Origin of the sequence: Stenotrophomonas sp. Bg11-02, from assembly GCF_002836635.1 — a bacterium.
In the GTDB taxonomy this organism is placed as follows: domain Bacteria; phylum Pseudomonadota; class Gammaproteobacteria; order Xanthomonadales; family Xanthomonadaceae; genus Stenotrophomonas; species Stenotrophomonas lacuserhaii.
Genome location: NZ_PJAY01000071.1, coordinates 176,580 through 193,795, shown reverse-complemented (window position 1 = coordinate 193,795; position 17,216 = coordinate 176,580). Strand labels below are relative to the sequence as shown.

The 17,216-nt window shown below is 67.9% G+C and carries 12 protein-coding genes; 6 read left to right on the top strand and 6 right to left on the bottom strand.

Features of this window, described 5'->3' with window-relative positions; genetic code table 11:
• Positions 1 to 74: 74 nt before the first annotated feature.
• Positions 75 to 713 (bottom strand): bifunctional 4-hydroxy-2-oxoglutarate aldolase/2-dehydro-3-deoxy-phosphogluconate aldolase, encoded by a 639-nt coding sequence (gene eda / locus CXG43_RS18915; protein ID WP_101101751.1) that lies wholly within the window; start codon positions 711 to 713, stop codon positions 75 to 77.
• On the bottom strand, positions 700 to 1,719 hold the full coding sequence (locus CXG43_RS18910) for a sugar kinase (RefSeq protein WP_101101748.1): 1,020 nt from the start codon (positions 1,717 to 1,719) through the stop codon (positions 700 to 702). Before CXG43_RS18910 ends, eda begins: the two co-directional genes overlap by 14 nt.
• A 286-nt stretch (positions 1,720 to 2,005) precedes the next feature.
• Here CXG43_RS18910 and CXG43_RS18905 point away from each other — a divergent pair, with 286 nt between their 5' ends.
• Both CXG43_RS18905 and CXG43_RS18900 read left to right on the top strand, forming a co-directional pair.
• Positions 2,006 to 4,747, top strand: a complete 2,742-nt coding sequence (locus CXG43_RS18905) for a TonB-dependent receptor (RefSeq protein WP_101101746.1) — start codon at positions 2,006 to 2,008, stop codon at positions 4,745 to 4,747.
• Positions 4,748 to 5,138: 391 nt separating this feature from the next.
• The gene (locus tag CXG43_RS18900) at positions 5,139 to 8,954 is read left to right on the top strand and encodes a LamG-like jellyroll fold domain-containing protein (RefSeq protein WP_101101744.1); all 3,816 of its coding nucleotides are present in this window, start codon (positions 5,139 to 5,141) and stop codon (positions 8,952 to 8,954) included.
• Positions 8,955 to 8,991: 37 nt separating this feature from the next.
• Here the strand turns inward: CXG43_RS18900 and CXG43_RS18895 are convergent, their stop codons facing one another.
• From CXG43_RS18895 to CXG43_RS18880, 4 genes are all read right to left on the bottom strand, one after another.
• Positions 8,992 to 9,576 carry a cysteine dioxygenase family protein gene (locus CXG43_RS18895; protein WP_101101742.1) on the bottom strand — a complete coding sequence of 195 codons (585 nt, stop codon included), beginning with the start codon at positions 9,574 to 9,576 and terminating at the stop codon, positions 8,992 to 8,994.
• 129 nt (positions 9,577 to 9,705) lie between these two features.
• The gene (locus tag CXG43_RS18890) at positions 9,706 to 10,548 is read right to left on the bottom strand and encodes a rhamnogalacturonan acetylesterase (protein ID WP_101101741.1); all 843 of its coding nucleotides are present in this window, start codon (positions 10,546 to 10,548) and stop codon (positions 9,706 to 9,708) included.
• Between the two features lie 82 nt (positions 10,549 to 10,630).
• Entirely contained in the window at positions 10,631 to 12,256 is a 1,626-nt protein-coding gene (locus CXG43_RS18885; RefSeq protein WP_101101739.1) for a carboxylesterase family protein, read from the bottom strand.
• Positions 12,253 to 13,269 carry an alpha/beta hydrolase gene (locus CXG43_RS18880; protein WP_101101737.1) on the bottom strand — a complete coding sequence of 339 codons (1,017 nt, stop codon included), beginning with the start codon at positions 13,267 to 13,269 and terminating at the stop codon, positions 12,253 to 12,255. The genes CXG43_RS18885 and CXG43_RS18880 overlap by 4 nt, the downstream gene beginning before the upstream one ends.
• Before the next feature lie 178 nt (positions 13,270 to 13,447).
• Here CXG43_RS18880 and CXG43_RS18875 point away from each other — a divergent pair, with 178 nt between their 5' ends.
• The 4 genes from CXG43_RS18875 to CXG43_RS18860 are packed head-to-tail and all read left to right on the top strand — an operon-like array spanning position 13,448 to position 17,148.
• On the top strand, positions 13,448 to 14,266 hold the full coding sequence (locus CXG43_RS18875) for a 2-keto-4-pentenoate hydratase (protein ID WP_101101811.1): 819 nt from the start codon (positions 13,448 to 13,450) through the stop codon (positions 14,264 to 14,266).
• Between the two features lie 37 nt (positions 14,267 to 14,303).
• Positions 14,304 to 15,305: a TRAP transporter substrate-binding protein gene (locus tag CXG43_RS18870; protein ID WP_101101809.1), complete on the top strand. Its 1,002-nt coding sequence runs from the start codon at positions 14,304 to 14,306 to the stop codon at positions 15,303 to 15,305.
• Positions 15,306 to 15,316: 11 nt separating this feature from the next.
• Positions 15,317 to 15,862, top strand: a complete 546-nt coding sequence (locus CXG43_RS18865; protein WP_101101735.1) for a TRAP transporter small permease — start codon at positions 15,317 to 15,319, stop codon at positions 15,860 to 15,862.
• 2 nt (positions 15,863 to 15,864) lie between these two features.
• Entirely contained in the window at positions 15,865 to 17,148 is a 1,284-nt protein-coding gene (locus tag CXG43_RS18860; RefSeq protein ID WP_101101733.1) for a TRAP transporter large permease, read from the top strand.
• Positions 17,149 to 17,216 lie beyond the last annotated feature (68 nt).

The window sequence follows — 17,216 nt, the reverse complement described above, 5'->3', positions numbered from 1 at the left end:
GTGGGTGAGGACCGTTGGTCGTCACGCTGTTCCCGCTGCGCTCGCCGAGCATGGCTCGGCGATACCAAGGCAGGTCAGCTCGCCAGCACCGATGCCTGGCGGGCCAGTTCTTCGATCGCCGCCCAGTCGCGGCTTTGCAGCAGCGCGGCGGTGGTCAACCACGAACCACCCACGCACAGCACGTTGGGCAGGTGCAGGAACTGCGGCGCGGTCTGCACGCTGATGCCGCCGGTGGGGCAGAAGCGCACATCGGCGAACGGACCGGCCCAGGCGGCCAGCAACGGGGCGCCACCGGCCTGCACCGCCGGGAAGAACTTGAACGTATCCAGTCCCTGTTCCAGCCCGTGCATCAGCTCGGACGAAGTCGCCACGCCCGGCAGGAACGGCAGGTCGGTATCGCGCGCGGCCGCGTACAGCCGATCGGTCGCGCCCGGCGACACCGCGAAGCGGCCACCGGCTTCCTTCACCGCCTGCATCTGCGCGGCGGTCAACACCGTGCCGGCGCCGATCACCGCATCCGGCACGGCCTCGGCCATGGCCTTGATCGCTTCCATCGCGCGCGGCGTGCGCAGGGTGACTTCCACCACCGGCAGGCCACCGCGGAACAGGGCCAGGGCGACCTGCACCGCATCGTCCACGTCATCGGGGGTGAACACCGGGATCACCGGTGCAAGTTTCAGTACCGCGCGAACGCGCGGATCAGCGCCTGACATCAAAACGCTCCTCGCCCACCAGGGCCAGTACATCAGCTTCGCTGACGGGATTGAAATCGCCGGGGATCGAATGCTTCAGGCCACCGGCGGCCAAGCCGAAGCGCACGGTGGCGTCGGCATCGAAGCCGCGCATGATGCCATGCAGGATGCCGGCAGCGAACGCATCACCGCCGCCGATGCGGTCGATGATGCCCTGCAGTTGGCGCACCGGTGCCTGCGCACGCGTGCCATCGCGGCCGATCAGCAGCGCGCCCAGCGCGTGGTGGTCCACGCTCAGTGCCTGGCGCTGCGTGCAGGCCATCCACTGCAACTGCGGGAAGGCGGCGAAGGCGGCGGCGGCGGCAGCTTCCACGCGGGCGACCACGTCGTCCTGCGCGAACGGCTGGCCAAGCACCACTTCGATATCGCGGTAATCGGCGAACACGATGTCGGCCTGGGCGAACAGCTCGCGCAGGATGGCCTTGGCATCGCCGCCCCAGCGCTGCCACAGCTTGGGCCGGAAGTTGCCATCGAAGGACACCTTGACCCCCTGCGCACGTGCCGCGCGTGCGGCCGCCAGGGTGGCCTGGGCCACATCGGCGCCGAGGGCCGGGCTGACCCCGGACAGGTGCAGCCAGTCCGCGCCCTGCAGCAGCGTCGGCCAGTCGTAGTCGGCGGCGGTACTGAGCGCGAAGGCCGAATCGGCACGGTCATAGACCACCTCGCTGGCACGCTGCACTGCGCCGGTGGTGAGGAAGTACAGGCCCATGCGGCCATCCGCCTGCAGGCGCACCCCACGGGTGTCCACGCCATGCCGGCGCAGTTCACCCAGCGCATGCGCGCCCAGCGGATTGTCGGCTACCGTGCTGGCCACCGCCACGTCATGGCCGAAGTGCGCCAGGGAGACGCCTACGTTGGCCTCCGCCCCACCTACGTGTACGTCCAGGCGCGGCGACTGCAGCAGCAGCTCGTTGCCCGGTGCACCCATCCTCAACAACAGTTCCCCGAAACAGACCACTCGACTCATCAGATGTCCTCGTTGCCCGGACTGCAGCATCGCGTTGCTGCCCGCCGGAGGGAACCACGCACCCCGCGTGGCTCTTGGCTATCGGTGTCATTCTAGCCCCAGGGACCGCTGCGTCTACCTGCACGCATTGTCGAAGTCATTGTCCCGCAAGCCTCTGCGGGACAACTCCAATCTGTTGCGGTGCAAGATGCCCGATCCTGAAGGTGCTGTTAACGTCCGCCCTGACCAGCGGTGTCATCTTGCTGACACCGCGTTGTGAACCAGACCTTTGGGAGAGGGAAAGGCCATGATTTCTCGTAGCAACCGCAAAAAGACACCGGTTACCTTGCTGGCTCTGTCAATCGGTCTGGCGCTCACCGCCCCGGCCATCGCCCAGCAGGCCAGCTCGGATCCCGCCGTCGACCTGGACACTGTAACCGTCACCGGCTACCGCGCCAGCGTGGAAAAGGCCTTGGACATCAAGCGCGGCGAAGCCGGCGTGGTCGATGCCATCGTCGCCGAAGACATCGGTAAGTTCCCGGACCTCAACCTGGCCGAATCGCTGCAGCGCATCCCCGGCGTGGTGATCACCCGCGATGGCGGTGAAGGCCGCAGCATCTCGGTGCGCGGCCTGGGCCCGGACTTCACCCGCGTGCGCATCAACGGCATGGAAGCGCTGGCCACCGTCGGTGCCGGCGACCAGAGCGGCGGCACCAACCGTGGCCGCGGCTTCGATTTCAACGTGTTCGCCTCAGACCTGTTCTCGCAGCTGATCGTGCGCAAGACCGCTTCGGCCGATGTCGAAGAGGGCTCGCTCGGCGCCACCGTCGACCTGCGCACCGCGCGCCCGTTCGACTATGACGGCTTCACCTTCGCCGCCAGCGGCCAGGCCAGCTACAACGACATGGCGCAGAAAGCCGACCCGCGCATGGCGGCGCTGATCTCCAACACCTTCGCCGATGGCACCTTCGGTGCGCTGCTGTCGGTGGCCTACTCCGAGCGCCAGGCGCTTGAAGAGGGTTCCAACACCGGCCGCTGGGCCAATGGCCCCAGCAATGGCGGCTTCGCCGCCAGCTCGCCGTTCGCTGCCGCGCGGGGTGCCAACGTCTTCCACCCGCGTTTCCCGCGCTACGTGCAGATGGAGCACAAGCAGGAACGCCTGGGCGTCACCGGCTCGCTGCAGTGGAAGCCGACCGACCGCACCGAAGTGTCCCTGGATGCGCTGTACTCCAAGATCGACGCCGACCGCGACGAGCATTACATCGAAGCGATCTCCTTCAGCCGCTCCGGCGCCGGCAAGCCGCAGACCATCGTGCGCGATGGCGAAATCCGCAACAACGCGCTGGTCTATGGTGCGTTCGACAACGTCGACATCCGCAGCGAGAACCGCCACGACGAGTGGAGCACCGACTTCAAGCAGGTCAGCCTGAACCTGGACCATCGCTTCAGTGATGCGTTCTCGATCACCGGCAAGCTGGGTACCTCGCGCTCGGCGCACGAGAACCCGGTGCAGACCACCGTCATCATGGACAAGTTCGATGTCGATGGGTACAGCTACGATTACCGCGGCAACAAGAACCAGCCGATCCTCAACTACGGCGTGGATCCGACCAATCCGAACGGCTGGACCCTGGCCGAAATCCGCCTGCGTCCGCAGTCTGTGGACAACGACTTCGACACCGCGCAGCTGGATTTCAACTGGAACATCAGCCCGGGCTTCCGCCTGAAGGGTGGCGTGCTGGCCAAGGATTACAGCTTCAACACCGTGGAACTGCGCCGCGCCAGCGAATTGGCCGTGCCCACCTTCCCGGGTAGCGGGCTGATCGTGCCGCCGGAATACACCCAGCAGGAAGGCCTGAAGGGCATCTCCGGCAGCCCGTCCAACTGGGTGGTGCCGAACCTGGACGCGGTGGCTGACCTGTTCGACATCTACAGCAACACCGGCACCTTCGCCGTCGCACCGCGCCTGAACAACAGCCGCAGCGTGGAAGAGAAGGACCGCGGGGTGTGGCTGATGGGCGAGTTCTCCACCGACCTGGGTTCGATCCCGCTGTCGGGCAACTTCGGCGTGCGCTACGTGGAAACCAAGCAGGAATCCAACGGCTACGCCACCGTCGGCGGGGTGCCGGTGCTGACCACCAGCAACCGCAAGTACGATGACACCCTGCCCTCGTTCAACCTGGTTGCCGAAGTGGCGCCGGACTTCCTGATCCGCCTCGGCGCGGCCAAGGTGATGACCCGTCCGGGCCTGGGCAACCTGACCCCCGGCGTGACCGTGGCGGTGGCCGGCGGCGCACGCACGGTGGCCGGCGGCAACCCGAACCTGGATCCGATCCGCGCCACCAACGTCGACCTCGGTTTCGAGTGGTACTTCAACGAAGGCGCAATGCTCGGCCTGGGCCTGTTCTACAAGGACATCGAGTCCTTCGTGCAGACCACCCGCGACGTGCGTCCGTACTCCACCAGCGGCCTGCCGGCCAGCCTGCTGGACGGCACCGGTGCCACGGTCAACGACGAGTTCACCTTCAGCATCCCGCTCAACACCCCCGGCGGTGAACTGCACGGCGTGGAGGCGAACTACACCCAGCCGTTCACCTTCCTGCCGGGCAAGTGGTCCAACCTGGGCGTGCAGCTGAACTACACCTGGGTGGAATCGAAGATCCAGTACCTCAACGGTCAAGGCCAGGCGGTGATGAAGAACGACCTGACCGGCCTGTCGCCCACCTCGTGGAATGCCACGCTGTTCTACGAAGGAGAGGTCTGGTCCGGCCGCGTCTCGGCGACCAACCGCGACGACTACCTGACCCAGGCACCGGGCCAGGAAACCGGCTTCAACCTGGACGGCGTGCACGGCATGACCGGCACCACGATGATCGACGCGTCGCTGCGCTACAAGATGAGCGACCAGCTGGAGCTGACCCTGGAAGGGGTCAACCTGACCAACGAAGCGTCCGACGAGTGGGTTCGTTCGCCGCTCACCGGCCAGCTGCCGCTGCAGTACACGGAAACCGGCCGCCAGTTCCTGCTCGGCGTCCGCTACAAGTTCTGATGACCCACCCGGCGGCGTGCCAGCCACGCCGCCGTCCGGTGCAACGCCCAACGTACCCGCCACCGTGGCGCTCCTGCTGCGGCGCAAGATGCTGCGCCGTGGTCGGCTTTGCTACGTTCCGGTGACCTGCGGTGTCAGCCAGACGTCTGCGGTGAGGGCCGCAGCTGCACGGTCGTCCCTCTCGCCAGCGGCGCCACGGCGTCCGAGCAGGCCACGATGGAGCCCAGGCCGACCTGCCTCCAAAGCGCGGCAGCAGGTGCAGAATGCGGCGCAGCGCGGGACGGGTCGATGCCCTCCACGCTCAGGCATCGGCATGCTCGGCCACGCCCCCTCTATCGCCGCACCGCCCTCGCATTGCCCTGCCGTTGCCCGCTGTTGAAAGGAAGGTTCCATGCCACACCGCTCCGCTGCCGTCGCCCGCCTGCCCCGTCGCCACCTGCTGGCACTGGCCACTGCATTGTTCGCTGCGCCGGTGTTCGGCGCCGGCCCGCCAACGCTGCTGTTCCATGTCGACGCCAACCGCGGCCTGCAGGCGGACGTGGCGCACGGTGAAGCGATACCGAACTTCCGCGACAAGGTGGCGGTGGTCCAGGACGGTACACGCGGCAAGGCGATCCAATGGCAGGACGACGGCGTGCTGTCCTGGGATGCACCGGGCAACATCCTGGCCCAGCGCGGCACGCTGGCCTTCGACTGGCGGCCGCGCTACGCCGTGGGCGAAGCGCCGTTCGTGATCTTCCGCGTGGGCTATGCCGACCACAGCAGCTGGGACATGGCGTGGCTGCGCATCGATTGGAACGGGCACGGCTTCGATGCGTTCGTCACCGACGCCAACCTGGCGCGCACCCGCGTGTCGTTCAAGATGCCGCAGGCACCGCGTGCCGACCAGTGGCTGCACCTGGCGTTCGGCTGGGACGAAGACCATGGCGTGCGGCTGTTCGTGGACGGCAAGGAGGTCGCGCGGGCCGAGGCCACCGCCGATTACGATGCCGCGCTGGACCAGCTTGGGCTCGCCGGAAGGGTGATGGCGCCCTACCAGGTGCAGAGCCGTTACAACTTCCTGCGGGGCAGCGATTTCCAGCACATCCGCGTCTACGACCAGCTGCTGGACGGTCCTGCCGTGGCCGCGCTGGCACAGGGCAAGGCAGCGGCCAGCGCGGTTGCCGCCACGGCCGATGATCGCGCGTGGCGGCATCGTTTCGGCTGGGAAGGCGCGGCCCCGCCCGCACTGGCCGCCGAGGGCACGCGCATCCGCAAGGTGGAGTTCGCCGATACCAAGGACCTCAAGCAGTGGATGTGGAAGGCCACCGACGGCATCGCCGAGACCACCTGGCCGGGTGTCTACAACCGCTCGCGCCTGCCCGGCCGCAACGATTACTTCCAGCTGCCGGACTGGAATACCTATGTGGAGGGCGGCCAGCATCTGGACCTGACCCTGCCGGCGGGCGAAACGGTGAACCGCATCGAAGTGCGCGGCGCGGCGTCCGGTTCGCTCGCCCATGGCAGCGATGCAGCCAATGCCGGCACGGTGCTGATGCAGCGCCCGCGCGGCGTGGTGCGCAGCGTGGATGACATCCCGGCCCAGCAGGGCGGCGTGCTGCGCTTTTCCAACGTGGAACAGGAAACGCCGATCCAGGAGATCTGGGCGTACCACGTGGACGCCGGCGCCGAGCCCGAGGGCAGCGTCACGCAGACGTATCGGGTGGACAGCCAGGCGCTGCCGGACTACACCAACCTGGACAGCCTTCGCCATTACATCCAGGGGCGCTACCCGGCGGCCGAACGCAGCACGGTGATGGCCCTGCCCAAGGGCGCCGGTTCGCGCCGTCGCGGCGCCGACAGCCTGCCCGCGCAGCCGCGACCGATCGTGCACGTGCTGGTTCCTTCCGGCGTGGGCGATGCACCGGCCAACCAGCCGCTGATCCGCAGCTGGGCGCACAGTTGGGAAAACATGCACGACGGCCTGGACGGAGTGGCCATCGACCTGCCCGCGCTGGACCTGCCGGCCACGCACGACGGGCTGATTCCGCTCAACATCCGCATCAAGGATCCGATCTGGCCGGCACGCGACATGATCGATGTGTCGGTATCGGTGCAGCCGGGCAAGCAGCGCACGCTGTGGCTGGACCTGCGCGACCGCATCCTCACCGCCGACAGCCTGTGGCTGAGCATCGCTTCGGCCGCGCCGGGCTTCGATGCGGGCGCGCTCGACGGCACCGAAATCCGCATGGTGTTCAAGCCCCGCCAGGAGGCCATCGCCGAACATGTCGCCGACCGTTTCAACCAGGTACGCGACAACTGGGGCTTCCTGGTCGAAGAGCACACCACGTCCAAGCGCCAGCGCCTGTATGCGCGCGTGTACGCCGACCTCAGCGACCTGCTGCGGGTGGACCCGGACCATGAGCTGGGCCGCCTGTACTGGAATTACATCAGTTACAACAGCCAGGGCAAACCGCCATTCACCGCGCCGGCCGTGCCCAAGGGCGTGCCGGCGTGGGCCTTCAACCAGGTGCAGGACCTTGCCCATGTGCGCCGCTTCATCGACTGGTGGATCGACAACCGGCAGGTCGCCTATGGCGATTTCGGCGGCGGCATCTCCGATGATTCCGACCTCACCCAGCAGTGGCCCGGGCTGGCCCTGATGGGCGTGCAGCCGGACCGCCTGAATGCCTCGCTGACCGCGCTGTCCGACGCGGTGTACCGCAATGGCATGTTCAGCAACGGCCTGAGCACGATCGAGACCGACGAACTGCATGCCTACGAAGAAGGCATCAACACCAACAGCGCCATGTTGTACCTCAACTGGGGCGATCCGCTGACCGTGGAGCGCCTGATGGAAACGGTCAAGGCGTTCCAGGAGAAGATCATCCTGCCCAACCCGCAGGGCCACCTGCTGTTTTCCAGCAACTGGTTCGGCGGCAACAAGGTCTACCGCGAACCGAACTGGCAGTGGCAGAAGCCGTATTCGTTCCCGGTGCTGCATCCGGCGTTCCTGCTCGGCCAGTTCAATGCCGATCCGAACAGCCGCCGTCTGGTCACCGGCCTGGCCGATGGCTATCTGGCGCACGCCTACACCGATGACAAGGGCCGTTGGGCGCTGCCGAACGAGATCAACTGGGCCACTGGCGAAACCCGTGGCGGCGAGCTCAACAACGGCTCCGGCAGCGGCGACATCATGCATACGTTCTGGGCCGCATGGCGCTGGAGCGGTGACGAAAAATACCTGAAGGCGCTGGACTACCGGGTGGAACGTGGCGGTCCCGGCGCGCTGTCCAACCTGGGCGAAAACTACGTCGAGGTACTGGGCCGGCAGCAGGACTGGTACCCGAAACTGACCGCCGAGGCGAAGGGTGGCAAGACCGGCTTCGCCAGCCTGATGGCCTGGCAGGCCAGCGGCGATACCGGCTACATCGAGGCCCTGCATGCCGATGGCATCCAGGCCAAGGCACAACGCGAGTACATGAACACCGAAGGCCACTGGTGGTCGGATCGGGTGGAAGCGCCGAGCGAGTTCCTGCAACGCGCGCGGTTGGGCGGCATCGCGCTGAAGCGCAACCAGAGCTGGCCGGGGCATACCGTGAGTTGGCGCTTCGACCGCGATGAAGCGGCCGAACAGGTGGCACTGCTGGTGCATGCACCCTCGCGCGAGCGCTTCACCGTGACCAGCCATAACCTGGGCAAGCGGGTGATCCGCGCCGACATGACCGGCTGGAACGTGGCCAGCGGCACCTGGCGGGTGCGCAGTGGCGTGGACGCCGATGGTGACGGGCGCATCGATGGCACGCCGCGCGAGCGCGAGTTCGTGCTTGAAAGCAGCGCAAGCACGCCGCTGCAGTTCCAGCCGGGCCGCACCGAAGTGTTCGAATTCGAACGGGTGCGCGCCGGTACCCCGGTGGAGCAGCGTGCCGACCTGGGCGTAGGCCGCGGCGACGTGCGGGTGGATGGCCGCCAGGTGCACGTCACCGTGCACAGCCTGGGCCATGTGGCCACCGGCGTGGGCGTGGCGGTGCTGGAAGATGCACGCGGCCGTGAAATCGCCCGGATCGAGGTCCCGGCCATGGACGCGCCGCTGGACCTGCAGCCGAAGACCACCACGGTCAGCCTGCCGCTGCCGGCCGGTGAGCGCAGCGGACTGCGCGTGCGGGTAGGCCTTGCAGACGATGGCGAAGAGGTCACCCGCCTGAACAACACCGTCGCCCTGCCGTGAGGGGAGCGACGGCCGCTGGCCGTCATCCCTGCGCTGATCAGCCGTCGCTGTCCAGTTCCTGCACGCGTGGCTGGTACCAGCCATCGCCGAGCGGATCGAACACGGTGCTGCGTTCCATCGGCCCCTGGTAGACGTGCAGCGACACCGCGATGTCCTCGCTGCTGGCGTTTCGCAGGGTGTGGTATTCGTGCGGCGGAATCAGGCTGCCGGCGCTGCCTGTCTCACCGTACAGCACCGGCTGCGCGGCAAACCGCCAGCGTGGGCCTCGCTGTTCCAGCAGCGCATAGGGGGTAACCCGCAGGTCGCCACGCCAGACCCCTTCCACGCACCACATCGCATCGTGGTCATGCAGCGGTGTGCCCTGTCCCGGCCCCCAGCACATCGCGATCACGCTGTAGCCCAGCGTCGTGCTGCGGTGCAGTTCCCGACGAGCGTAGCGGCCCTGCAGCGGCTGGTGGACGCAGGAAGGCAGTTCGATCTCCGGATCATGGATCGCCTGCCGCAGCGTGTGCTGCAGCGCGCGGGTGATCGCTCCGGCATCGCCCTGCCCGACCGCCGCATCCAGCGCCGCGATCAGTCGGTCTTTCCCGCGGAAGGCCGGAGGGGTGAGGTGCAGATCCATGCCTGCAGTCTAGGCGAGTGACGTCCGCGGAACGTTTGCACGGTGTCAACAGCAGACGAGAGTGCCTGTTTCCGTGCGTATCCGTGCAGCAGAGCGGTGAGCAACCCCGGGGCCGAGGAGCTGAATACGTCAAGGCAACAGGAGGGGGCGCATCGCGGGAACGGCGCGTGCAAGCTCTTCGGCCATGATCGTGGCGAACACATCCGCGCCCTTGTCGCCCAGGTGGGTGTAGTCGAAGGCCCGCTTGGCCTGCCCCATCGGTTCCAGCAGCGCGTGCTGCGCCGCGCGGCCGGCCGCGCTGGAAGGGGCCGCATCGACGGTGGTGCCGGTCAGCGCAGCGGCGACCTGCTCCTGCGACGCAGGCGCCTGTGCCAGCTGCATCGCCAGTACCGGGCCCATCGCCTGCACCAGCTGCCGGCTGCGGGCGTGCAGGTCGACCAGCGGCACGTCCAGTTCGGCGGCCACCGTGCGCACGGCGTCCGCCCAGGGGCCCAGGTCGTCGATCAGCGTGCCATCGGCGAACTGGCGCCGGGTCAACGGCGTGACCAGCACCGGCACCGCGCCGGCCGCGCGTACCTCGGCAACGTACCGGCGCAGGTTGTCGGGGAACTCATGCCGCAGTCCGGTGGAACGCCCCGGCTTGCCGGGTTGATCGTTGTGGCCGAACTGGATAAGCACCCAGGTAGCGGCATAGCCGGCGGTGCGCATCTCCGCCTCCACCAGCGCCCAGGAGCCTTCGGCGCGGTAGTTGTAGGTGCTGCGTCCGCCGCGCGCCAGATTGGTGCAGGCCGCGAAGGACACCAGGTGGTCCGCACAGAAGCGCGCTCCCCAGCCCCCCTGCACGGCCGTGGTGGAGTCACCGACCAGGATGACCTTGCTGGCGCGGATCGGCGTTGGCGCCGGCCGGTCGGCGGGCACGTCGGCCAAGGCCGGCGGTGTGACGCAGCAGAAGAGAAGCAGCAAGCGCTGCATGATGGACACAGGTAGCGCCGGGCCATGCCCGGCGGGGTGCCTGGAGGGACTACGGATCATCAACAGCTCCTTCGAACAGGACTCAGAACGTGCCGCGCTGCAGGAACGGTGCCTGCCGATACAGCTCACGCTCTCCGCCACGCGGGTCGTCAGCCAGCGTGCTGCGCACATCGAACAGCAGCGTCTGCCGGCGCGGCAGGCCGTACGGTTCCCAGTGCGCCAGGCCGGCGTGGTTGGGGTCGCCATGGCGGGCGAACTGCAGCAGTGCGCTGCTCATCGTGGCCGCCAGTGCGCGTGCCTGCGCGCCATCGCCGCTGCGTGCACCGGGCTGGGCGGTGTTGTCGAACACCAGCGGGATATCGAGCGTGTGGAAAGCGCCGAGCCTGCCGCCGTCCAGCGGCGAGCCCCAGTCCAGCTGGTAGGCCCAGGTGGGCGCCGCGCCGGCGCGCTGCCGCGCGCGCGCTTCCAGTTCTTCCACCGCCCCGCGCCATGAGCGTCCGGCGGTGGTGGCGGCGAAGAACACCTGCGACGGCGTGTAATCCGGATACATCCGGCGGTACGCGTCGATCACCCGCTGTGGGCGCAGGTCGACGTACTGCTCGCGTTCCAGCTTCGCCGGCAGGGTGTCCCAGGTGAGTTCGTGGTTGGCCGGATCGTTGCCGAGGAACGCACGGGTTTCATCGCGCGTGTTGCCGATCACCATCGGGATGTGCGCGGACTGCGCCGGCGCTTCGGGGAAGAACGGATGCACCGGTAGCACCACATCATCCAGCACCGGCCCCACGTACAGCCCGCTGGTCTCGATCCGCGACGGATCGCGCGCCTTGCCGGCGGCCAGCAGCGCGGCCGGGGACAGACGCAGCAGCGCTTGGACGTCCTTCGCGCCGGCCGCTTCCATGGCGATGGCGGTGCGCTGCGCGGCGGCGCGCGGGCCGGCGGCGGTCACCTGCTGGCCGCTCATCGTCCAAGCCCGCTGGAACAATCCCTTCGCCGCGGGCATGGCCATCAGCGTGGCGATCTTCGCCCCGCCCCCGGACTGGCCGAACACGGTGATGTTGCCCGCATCGCCGCCGAAGACCGCAGCATGCTCGCGCACCCATTGCAGGGCCTGCACCAGGTCGAGCTGGCCGACGTTGCCGGACGCGGCCATGCGCGGGTCACCGAGCGCGCCCAGATACAGATAGCCGAACAGATTGAGGCGATGGTTGACCGTCACCACCACCACGTCGCCGCGCCGGCACAGCGCGCCGCCGTCATACAGCGGGTCACTGCCGGAACCGTTGTTGAAGCCGCCGCCGTGGATGTAGAACAGGATCGGCCGCTTGCCGCCGTCGCCGAGCGCCGGCGTCCAGACATTGAGGAACAGGCAGTCTTCGCTGCCCGGGCCTTCGCTGCCGCCCTGTGGCGCGGCGGCTCCGTAGTCCAGTGCATCGGCGATACCGCGCCACGGCGTTTCCCGGCGCGGTGGCTGGAAGCGGTAGGCGGCGGTGTCGGCGCCGTAGCGAAGCCCGCGGAACACACACGTGCCGTGTTCGCGCTGGCCGCGCACGCGCCCCCCGCGTACCCGCGCCAGTACCTGCTGGTCGGCGTGCAGGCCAGGTTGGGCCAGTGCGTTCGGCAGCAGGGAGGCGGCGGCGGCAGCGAACGACCAGCGTGCACTGTCGCGGAGGAAGCGGCGGCGTTGCAGGTCGGCGTGATCGTCGTTCATGGGTGACCCTCCGGGGTCTGGGTCTGGGTCTGGGTCTGGGCACGCAGCCAGCGCTGCGCGATGTCCGGCCACAGGGCCGTGGTCGAATCCGCGGCCGCGCGCATGCCGAAGCCGTGGCCACCGTGGGCGAACACATGAAGTTCGTGCTCCACGCCCGCCGCTGCCAGCGCACGCGCCATCAGCAGGCTGTTGTCGACGCTGACGACGCGGTCATCCGCCGCGTGCAGCAACAGGGTGGGCGGCATGTCCGCGCGCACCTGGTCCTGCATCGAGTAGCGGCGTACCAGGGCCGCGTCCGCCGGTTCGCCTATCAGGCGCAGGCGTGAGCCGCCGTGGGCCTGCGGCCCCATGTCGATCACCGGGTACACCAGCACGGCGCGGGAAGGCCGCGCGCTGAGCCGGTCGGCTGCATCGGCTGGCGGGTAAGCGGGGGTGTCGTAGCCGGTGGCCAGCCGCGCGGCGACATGCCCACCGGCTGAAAAGCCCATCACCGCGATGTCTTCGACGTCCAGGCCGCGGCGTGCTGCGGCGGCGCGAACCACGCGCATCGCGCGCTGCGCATCGGCAAGCGCCGCTTGGCGGTCGCGGCCGGCCTCGGGCAACCGGTAACGCAGCACGAACAGGGTATAGCCGGCGCGGTCAACCCACCGTGGGACCAGTGCGGTGCCTTCCTTGTCGATGACCACGCGCTGGTAGCCGCCGCCTGGAATCACCAGCAGCGCCTTGCCATTCGACTGCGCCGGGGCATGCACCACCAACCACGGCGCATCGATCTGATCGACGTAACGATCGGGCCGGGCCGGGTCCGCGCTGCGCTCCACCACGTGAAGTCCGCGCGCGGGGCCGCTTTCGCCGGGAACCCCTCCCGCTGGCCACAATGCGATGTGCTCACCGGCGGCCTCTTCGGCCCCGGCAACGGCCGGCGGCGGTGCGCGCTGCGCCGCAGCGGCAGCAGTCGCCGGTGCAGTGGCCAGGGACAACGAACAGAGCAGCGAAAAAAGCGTCGATCTCATGCGGCACAAGGCTCCTGGAACGATGACAGGTGACAGTTGGCCACCCCCGTCGTGCCTTCTGACGCACTGCACATTGCCAGATGACACCGGTTTACCATATACACGTCATCCGAACGCTGTCGATGCGCAGCGCAACAACGCCAAAGGGAGAGCCTCCTTGAGCAACGAACCCGGCAACATGGACCTGCCAACCGCACCGGCGGCCTCCGCCGACCCTGCCGCCATCGCCAGCGCCTTCACCGGTGCGCGCCGCGCGGGCGCATCGCTGGCCGATTTCCCCGGCCAGATCCCCGCCGACCTGGTCAGCGCCTATCACGTGCAGGACTTGGCAATCGGCCAGTGGGAGCATGAGGTGGTCGGTTGGAAGGTCGGCTACATCGCTGAAGAACGCCGCGACAGCTCCGGCGATGATCGTCTGCTGGGCCCGATCTTCAACAATCGGCTGCAGAATGCTACCGGTGGAACAACGCTCGATATCGCGGTCTTCGAGGGCGGCTTCGCAGCGGTCGAAGCCGAGTATGTGATCGAACTGCTGGAAGATGCCCCGGCCGACCAGCTGGAGTGGACGCCCGAGCAGGCCGAAGCACTGCCGGCCCGCCTGTACATCGGCGTGGAAGTTGCCAGCAGCCCGCTGGCCACGATCAACATCCTGGGGCCGTTGGTGGTGGTGTCCGACTTCGGCAACAACAACGGCCTGCTGCTGGGACCGGAGATCACCGACTGGACCAGGCGCGACGACAGCGAACTGCGCGCGGAAACGCTGATCGAAGGCGAGGTGGTCGGCACCGGCGGTGCAACCCGCCTGCCCGGCGGCCTGCGCACTGCGATCGCCTTCGCGCTGTCCCGCTCGGCCAAACGCGGCCGACCGCTCAAGCGCGGCGAGCTGATCGCCACCGGCAATGCGACCGGTATCCACGATATCCGCGTAGGCCAGACGGCAGTGGTGCGGTTTGCCGGTTTCGGAGACATTGCCTGCCGGGCCGTCGCTGCGGGATGACCGCAGCGGCCCGGTGAACACGCGCGGGAGGGCGCAGATGATCACACGTAGAAATTTCCTTGCCACCAGCCTCGGCGCGCTTGCCGCGCCGGCACTGGTCGGCTGCAGCAAGGCCGGCGACAGCGCAGCCGGCGGCCACCTGCTCACCGCCACCGATGTGCATGTGGCGGACTATCCCACCGTGACTGCGGTCAAGTGGATCGGCGATACGCTGCAACGTGAGACCGGTGGGCGCCTGCGCCTGCGGCAATACCACTCCGGGCAGCTGGGCCGCGAATCGGAAGCGATCGACATGGCCCGCTTCGGCGCCATCGACATCACCCGGGTGTACTCCGGCGCGCTCAACAACGCCTTTCCGCTGACCCAGGCCCTGTGCCTGCCATACGTGTTCGACTCGGTGGCGCACATGCGCGCCGCGCTGGACAGCGGCGTTGCCGAGGCGGTGCTGCGCGGCTTCGAAAGCCGCGACCTGGTCGGCCTGGCGATCTACGATTCCGGTGCGCGCTGCTTCTACAACACCAAGCATCCGATCGTCTCCCCGCAGGACCTGCGCGGCCTGAAACTGCGCGTCGCATCATCGGACATCTTCATCCAACTGATGCGCCTGTTCGGTGCCAACCCCACCCCGATGTCGTTGGGTGACACGTTCTCCGGGATGGAAACGCACATGATCGACGGTGCGGAAAACAACATGCGCAGCTTCCATTCCAGCCGGCATTTCGAGGCAGCGCGCTACTGGTCGCAGAGCGATCATTCGTATGCGCCGGACGTACTGTTGATGTCGCGTGCCAGCTTCGACCAGCTGCAGCCGGCCGATCGCCAGCTGCTGCTGGAAACCGCGCGTGCCTCGGTGAAGGTCATGCGCGAACAGTGGGATGCTTCCGAAGATGCCGCGCGCAAGGCGGTGCTCGACTTCGGCATCAAGACCAACGAAGTGGACATGCCGGCCTTTCGCAAGGCCGCCGATCCGCTGCTGCAGGAGTACCTGAAGCAGCCCGAGCTGGCCGCCATGGTCAGCCGCATCCGCGATCTCGCCTGAGGAACTCTGCCATGACCGACATGACGACGGGCACCGCCCCGATCGCCCCCGGCGCAGGACAGCGCCTGCTGGACCGCATCGCCGATTTCGCCATCTACATCGCCGTGGCTGCCCTGCTGGGGCTGGTGGTGGTGCAGGGTTGGCAGGTCTTCGCCCGCTACGTGCTCAACGATTCGCCCAGCTGGACCGAGCCGGTGACGCTGCTGCTGCTGAGCACGGCGATGAGCCTGGGCGCGGCCTGCGGCGTCTACACCAACCGCCACTTCGGTTTCTTCCTGCTGGCCGGTTACATGGGCCCGCGATTGCGCCGTGCGGTGGATACCTTCGTGCAGCTGGTGATCGGCGTGCTGGGTGGCTACCTGGCGGTGTGCGCGATGGTGCTGCTGCGCGACGGCCTGGGCATCAAGGCCGCCGGTGCCAACCTGCCGCAGAGCATCAATTACCTGCCGCTGTCGGTGGGCGGTGCGCTGATGGTGCTGTTCGCGCTCAACCGTGCCTGGCGGGTCCATTTCCCGCTCGCGGTGGTGGCCGACGAAGACGCTGAAGGAGATCGTTGAACATGGGCATTACCCTGCTTTTCCTGGTGTTCGCCGGCCTGCTGGTGATCGGCGTGCCGGTCGCCTACGCGCTGGCGGCCGCCGCGCTTGCCACCCTGCTCTACCTGGACATCCCCAGCATCGTACTGGTGCAGCAGATCTCCGCCGGTACCGGCTCGGCATCGTTGATCGCGATTCCGCTGTTCATCTTCGCCGGTGAGATCATGATGCGTGGCGGCATCTCCGAACGCCTGATCGCGCTGGCGTCTTCGCTGGTCGGGCGCATGCGCGGCGGCCTGGGCCAGGTGTCGATCCTGTCCTCGCTGTTCTTCGGCGGCGTGTCCGGTTCGGCCATCGCCGATGTGTCGGCCGTCGGCGGCACGATGATCCCGCAGATGGTCAAGCGCGGTTATGACCGTGACTTCGCGGTCAACGTCAGCATCACCGCCGCGCTGGTCGCGCTGCTGGTGCCGCCCTCGCACAACCTGATCCTGTTCTCGGCCGCTGCCGGCGGTGGATTGTCCATCGCCGACCTGTTCGCGGCGGGCATCGTGCCGGCACTGCTGATGACGCTGGCCTTGATGGTCACCGGCTATGTGGTGGCACGTCGCCGGGGTTATGGCGTGGAAGTGTTCCCGGGATGGCGCGCGGTGGCCCTGCGCATCTTCTCCGCCCTGCCCGGCCTGGGCCTGGTGGCGCTGATCTTCGTGGGTATCCGCGCGGGTATCTTCACTGCAGTGGAAAGTGCGGCCATCGCCGTGGTGTATGCGCTGCTGGTGACCACCCTGCTGTACCGTCAGCTGCCATGGCGCGAGTTCTTCGGCACGGTCATCCATGCCGCGCGCAGCACCGGAGTGATCCTGTTCGTGATCGCCACCGCTGCCGTGTTCGGCTGGCTGCTGGCGTTCCTGCAGGTGCCGGTCGCGGCGGTGGACTTCCTGCAGTCCTTCGCGCACAGCCAGTTCATGGTGCTGCTGATGATCGTGATCATGCTGCTGCTGCTGGGCACCTTCATGGACCTGGCGCCGATGATCCTGATCTGCACGCCGATCTTCCTGCCGGTGGCCAAGGCCTACGGCATCGATCCGATCCACTTCGGGCTGGTGCTGGTGCTGGCCGGCGGCCTCGGACTGGTGACCCCGCCGGTGGGCTCGGTGCTGTTCATCGGCACCGCCATCGGCAAGATCAGCGTGGGCGAGAGCATGCGCAGCATCTGGCCGTTCTGGTTCGTGGCGCTGGGCGTGCTGCTGGTGGTGGCGTTCTTCCCCGGCCTGTCGCTGTGGCTGCCGCATCTGCTGCGGGCCTGATGGGGGCGGGCGGCGTGGCGACGACCTGCGTCGCCATCCATCGAAGAAAGCTTGACGACCAACGGTCG

Coding starts and splice junctions, on each gene's coding strand:
- eda (WP_101101751.1), bottom strand. CDS start 713: ATGTCAGGCGCTGATCCGCGCGTTCGCGCGGTACTGAAACTTGCACCG.
- CXG43_RS18910 (WP_101101748.1), bottom strand. CDS start 1,719: ATGAGTCGAGTGGTCTGTTTCGGGGAACTGTTGTTGAGGATGGGTGCA.
- CXG43_RS18905 (WP_101101746.1), top strand. CDS start 2,006: ATGATTTCTCGTAGCAACCGCAAAAAGACACCGGTTACCTTGCTGGCT.
- CXG43_RS18900 (WP_101101744.1), top strand. CDS start 5,139: ATGCCACACCGCTCCGCTGCCGTCGCCCGCCTGCCCCGTCGCCACCTG.
- CXG43_RS18895 (WP_101101742.1), bottom strand. CDS start 9,576: ATGGATCTGCACCTCACCCCTCCGGCCTTCCGCGGGAAAGACCGACTG.
- CXG43_RS18890 (WP_101101741.1), bottom strand. CDS start 10,548: ATGCAGCGCTTGCTGCTTCTCTTCTGCTGCGTCACACCGCCGGCCTTG.
- CXG43_RS18885 (WP_101101739.1), bottom strand. CDS start 12,256: ATGAACGACGATCACGCCGACCTGCAACGCCGCCGCTTCCTCCGCGAC.
- CXG43_RS18880 (WP_101101737.1), bottom strand. CDS start 13,269: ATGAGATCGACGCTTTTTTCGCTGCTCTGTTCGTTGTCCCTGGCCACT.
- CXG43_RS18875 (WP_101101811.1), top strand. CDS start 13,448: ATGGACCTGCCAACCGCACCGGCGGCCTCCGCCGACCCTGCCGCCATC.
- CXG43_RS18870 (WP_101101809.1), top strand. CDS start 14,304: ATGATCACACGTAGAAATTTCCTTGCCACCAGCCTCGGCGCGCTTGCC.
- CXG43_RS18865 (WP_101101735.1), top strand. CDS start 15,317: ATGACCGACATGACGACGGGCACCGCCCCGATCGCCCCCGGCGCAGGA.
- CXG43_RS18860 (WP_101101733.1), top strand. CDS start 15,865: ATGGGCATTACCCTGCTTTTCCTGGTGTTCGCCGGCCTGCTGGTGATC.